General features: G+C 62.4%; 2 protein-coding genes and 1 pseudogene. 2 read left to right on the top strand and 1 reads right to left on the bottom strand.

Translation table 11 applies throughout. From position 1 onward, the window contains the following. The first annotated feature begins 245 nt into the window (after positions 1 to 245). Both D3A59_RS24690 and D3A59_RS24685 read left to right on the top strand, forming a co-directional pair. On the top strand, positions 246 to 1,385 hold the full coding sequence (locus D3A59_RS24690; RefSeq protein ID WP_119157947.1) for a PAS domain-containing sensor histidine kinase: 1,140 nt from the start codon (positions 246 to 248) through the stop codon (positions 1,383 to 1,385). Between the two features lie 234 nt (positions 1,386 to 1,619). Beyond that, positions 1,620 to 1,796 (top strand): annotated as a pseudogene (locus D3A59_RS24685) (transposase); the annotation flags it as partial. Positions 1,797 to 1,799: 3 nt separating this feature from the next. Here D3A59_RS24685 and D3A59_RS24680 read toward each other — a convergent pair. Continuing rightward, positions 1,800 to 2,918, bottom strand: a complete 1,119-nt coding sequence (locus tag D3A59_RS24680) for a YsnF/AvaK domain-containing protein (RefSeq protein WP_157991705.1) — start codon at positions 2,916 to 2,918, stop codon at positions 1,800 to 1,802. Between the last annotated feature and the right edge of the window lie 395 nt (positions 2,919 to 3,313).

Here is a 3,313-nt window from a genome sequence, read left to right as displayed (position 1 = left end):
TCTCTCCTTGCCTCGATTTCATCATTCAGCAAGGGATCCGGTTCTCAGGGGCAAAGCCAGAGTTCAGCTTGCGGCTACCGATGCAGCAGCCCCCATCCAATTCGCCCCAAGTGACATAAGACCCGCACTGGGGCGCAGCCTCACTGATCACAACTTATGATCCCCCTTGATGCCTGTCTTGCCGCCCGCCGCATGCGGCTTGCCCTTACCGATGCAAAGCCGTAACGCCGAAGGAAAAAACGACGATGAGCTCCAACGAGACAAGGTCCGGACCCAATGAGCAAGTGCTTGGTCGGTGGCTCCACCAGACTACGGATCACGCGGTCATGGTCATCGGACTCGACGGTCGGATCGAGCAGTGGCTGGGAGCCAGCCAACACCTCTTCGGCTACAGCGCCCTGGAGGTGATCGGCCAGCCAGCGGCCATTCTCTTCACGGAAGAGGACCGGCAACGCGGCTTGCCGAGCTTTGAGTTGGAGGAAGCCCGGCGCAGTCCTCGTTCCGAAGACGACCGATGGCATGTGCGCAAGGACGGCTCGCGGATGTGGGTGACGGGGTCGGTCGTTTCAGTGCGCGACGACCAAGGACAGCCCATCGGTTTCGTCAAAGTGGTGCTGGACCGCACCGACAAGCGTATCTACATGGAAACGCTGGAGAACCGCCTTCGTGAACTTGAGACCACCAAGGCCTACAAGGAAACCGCTCTCACTACGGTGGCGCACGAACTGCGCAACCCGCTCGCCCCTCTGGTCAACGCGGTGCATCTGATCCGTCTGACCCCCGGCACAGAGAACATCAAGCTCCCGCTGGACATCATCCAGCGACAGCTCGACGCCCTGCGGCGCCTGGTGGACGACTTGGGCGATGCGGGCAGAGTCGCCCGCGGGAAGATGAGCCTGCAATTGGAGCGGGCGGACCTGGGGGTTCTGCTGCGAGAGCTGGCCAGCAGCATGTGGGCGGAGTTCGAGAGCCGCCATTTGACCCTGGACGTTCTCCTGCCGGCGGCACCGATTGTCCTGGATATGGACCGGGGGCGAATCCAGCAAGCGGTGATGAACCTTTTGAGCAACGCGCTGCGCTACACCCCGGCAGGCGGGAAGGTGTGGCTGAAAGGCACGGTCGAGGCGGATCATGCTCTGATCAGGGTTCAGGACACAGGGATTGGCCTGTCTCCCGAGACGCTGCCCCACCTCTTCATCCTGTTCACGCGCGCACCGACCGCCGAGAGCCTGGCTCCCAACGGCATGGGCATCGGCTTGGCCTTGGTGAAGCAGATCGCTGAGATGCATGGAGGAGTCGCAGAGGTGCGCAGCGAGGGGCCAGGAAAGGGCAGCGAGTTCAGCTTGCGGCTACCGATGGAGCAGCCCCACTCCAATCCGCCCTAGATGACATAATACGGATCCCAGGAAGTTCTCGGAAGGTCCATCGCCCGGTTGACGCCCGGAGCCCGTCGACCGACATGCTCAGCTGATCGACCGCATCCGAGTTCGAGGATCTCCTGGGATCCGTATAAGACCGGCTCAGCCGCTCCGTCTTTTCTGTCGCAAATTGTGAGCAGCAAAGGATGGCTCACTTGCTCGTGCTGCTGAAGAGCCGATGAATGGGCTCGCAACCCATACTCACTGGACTTCGCGAACTGGAAGGACCGCAAGCTGCTGGCCGCCGCCCTGCGCCCGATCTACACGGCAACGAGCGCCGAAGCGGCCGAGGCCGCGCTCGAGGAGTTCGAGCGCGGGGCCTGGGGGCAAAAGTACCCTACCGTCACGGCCGCATGGCGCCGGGCCTGGGACCGCGTCGGATTAGCGCTTGGCGCGCTCCCAGGCATGCCGAACCGAGGCTTTCATACCATCCCAGGTGCCTCCCGGGTTGCGGGCTTCCCAGTCGCGGCGGACATCCGGCTCGATCGCTGACCAATCCCGGTCGCGGTAGCGCGCGTCGTTAGCGAGCGTATGCCCGTAGCGATAGGCCGGGTCGTAGTCTTCGTAGCGGCCCCCCTTCTTTGCATAGTTCCGGTTCCAGTGCTCTCGGTACTCCAGCGCGTGCACCTCGTTGCCGAGGTCCCGCTGAACCAACTCGCCCTCGACCCCGCCTGCCTCCATCCCTCCCCCCATCCGCTGCACATCCACCTCGGTATGGCGCACCGTGTCCTTGATCTCCTGGGTCTGGTGCTGGACTTCCTTGCCCACCCGGACCTCCTCTACCACTCGGGCCGTCTTGCTAACCACAGCCTTCTCCGCGCTCTCCCGCACCTCGATGGTGCGATCCTGGAAGGCATCGTCCGCATTGCTCAGCGGGCGATCCACCGGGCGGCGCTCGACCACGGCCTTCTCGCTGCGCAGATCCACCGACTCGCGCACCGGCTGTTCGACGACATGGGTGTAGACCCGGATGCCGCCCTGCTCCACTACGCGCTTGCCGATGTCGATGTTCTCCTGCACCACGGGGATTATCTGCTCGCCGCTGACACGGCCGGTGTCGCGGCGCATGCTAGTCTCCGCAGTACGGGATTCGCCGGCTGAGTCCTTCCAGCCGCTGGCCCGCCACTCACTGGCTCGTTGGTCCAAGTCGATGGCCCCGGCGTTCTTGAGTTCTTGGCAAACTTCGGTCACGGGCATGCGGTCGCTGTCATCGACATCGACTGCGAGGACAGTCCCGCCCCGCTTGACGGTTTCGTTGTACTGGTAGATGTCCTCGTGGTCCCGGTCCGGACCGAAGACATCAGAGAAAAAGTTACGCACACTGGCCATCACGCCCCGATCCTCAGCAACGTCCGAAGTCGCGCGATAACCGCTGTCCGTGCTGTCGGAAGCTGTTTGCAGGCGGATGTGATCGCGGGCAATGCCGCGGGAGGCTAGGAGGTCGGCGGCACGTTGCGCGGAGGAATATTGCTCGAAAGCACCCACGATGGTCTGTTTCATGTGAAGTTCCTTCCATGTCGAAGGGCCGCCTGCCATTCAGGCAAGGGGCGCGATTGAGCGGGGCGCCGCGGTGCCCGCACTGTACTTTGCCTGCCGAGGCATTAACTCATGCACGGTCCAATGGATTTCTGCAAGGCGGATCCTTCGACAGGGAGGCGAAGTAGGAGTGGCAAGATGGATGCCTGAGGAACGTTTCGGCGCGCTTGTCCCGATTCTTTTTCTCTAAAGCTCGAATCCATAAAAAAGGGCAGCAGACTTCGCAAGCTCCCCCGTCAAGTGAGTGATCGATGTTCTCCAAGTCGAGATACAGCGCGAACTCGTGCGTCTTGCGGTTGCCGCTGTAAGTTAGACGGCAAAAGTCTTCTGCTCAGAATGCCAGCTGGTAACGCGCGCCG

Origin of the sequence: Caldimonas tepidiphila (assembly GCF_003569765.1) — a bacterium.
Classification (GTDB): domain Bacteria; phylum Pseudomonadota; class Gammaproteobacteria; order Burkholderiales; family Burkholderiaceae_C; genus Caldimonas; species Caldimonas tepidiphila.
This window is presented reverse-complemented; position numbering and strand designations above follow the sequence as displayed.

What these genes read in the sequence shown, in the direction of transcription:
- D3A59_RS24690 (WP_119157947.1), top strand. Translation starts at nt 246, where the DNA reads ATGAGCTCCAACGAGACAAGGTCCGGACCCAATGAGCAAGTGCTTGGT.
- D3A59_RS24680 (WP_157991705.1), bottom strand. Translation starts at nt 2,918, where the DNA reads ATGAAACAGACCATCGTGGGTGCTTTCGAGCAATATTCCTCCGCGCAA.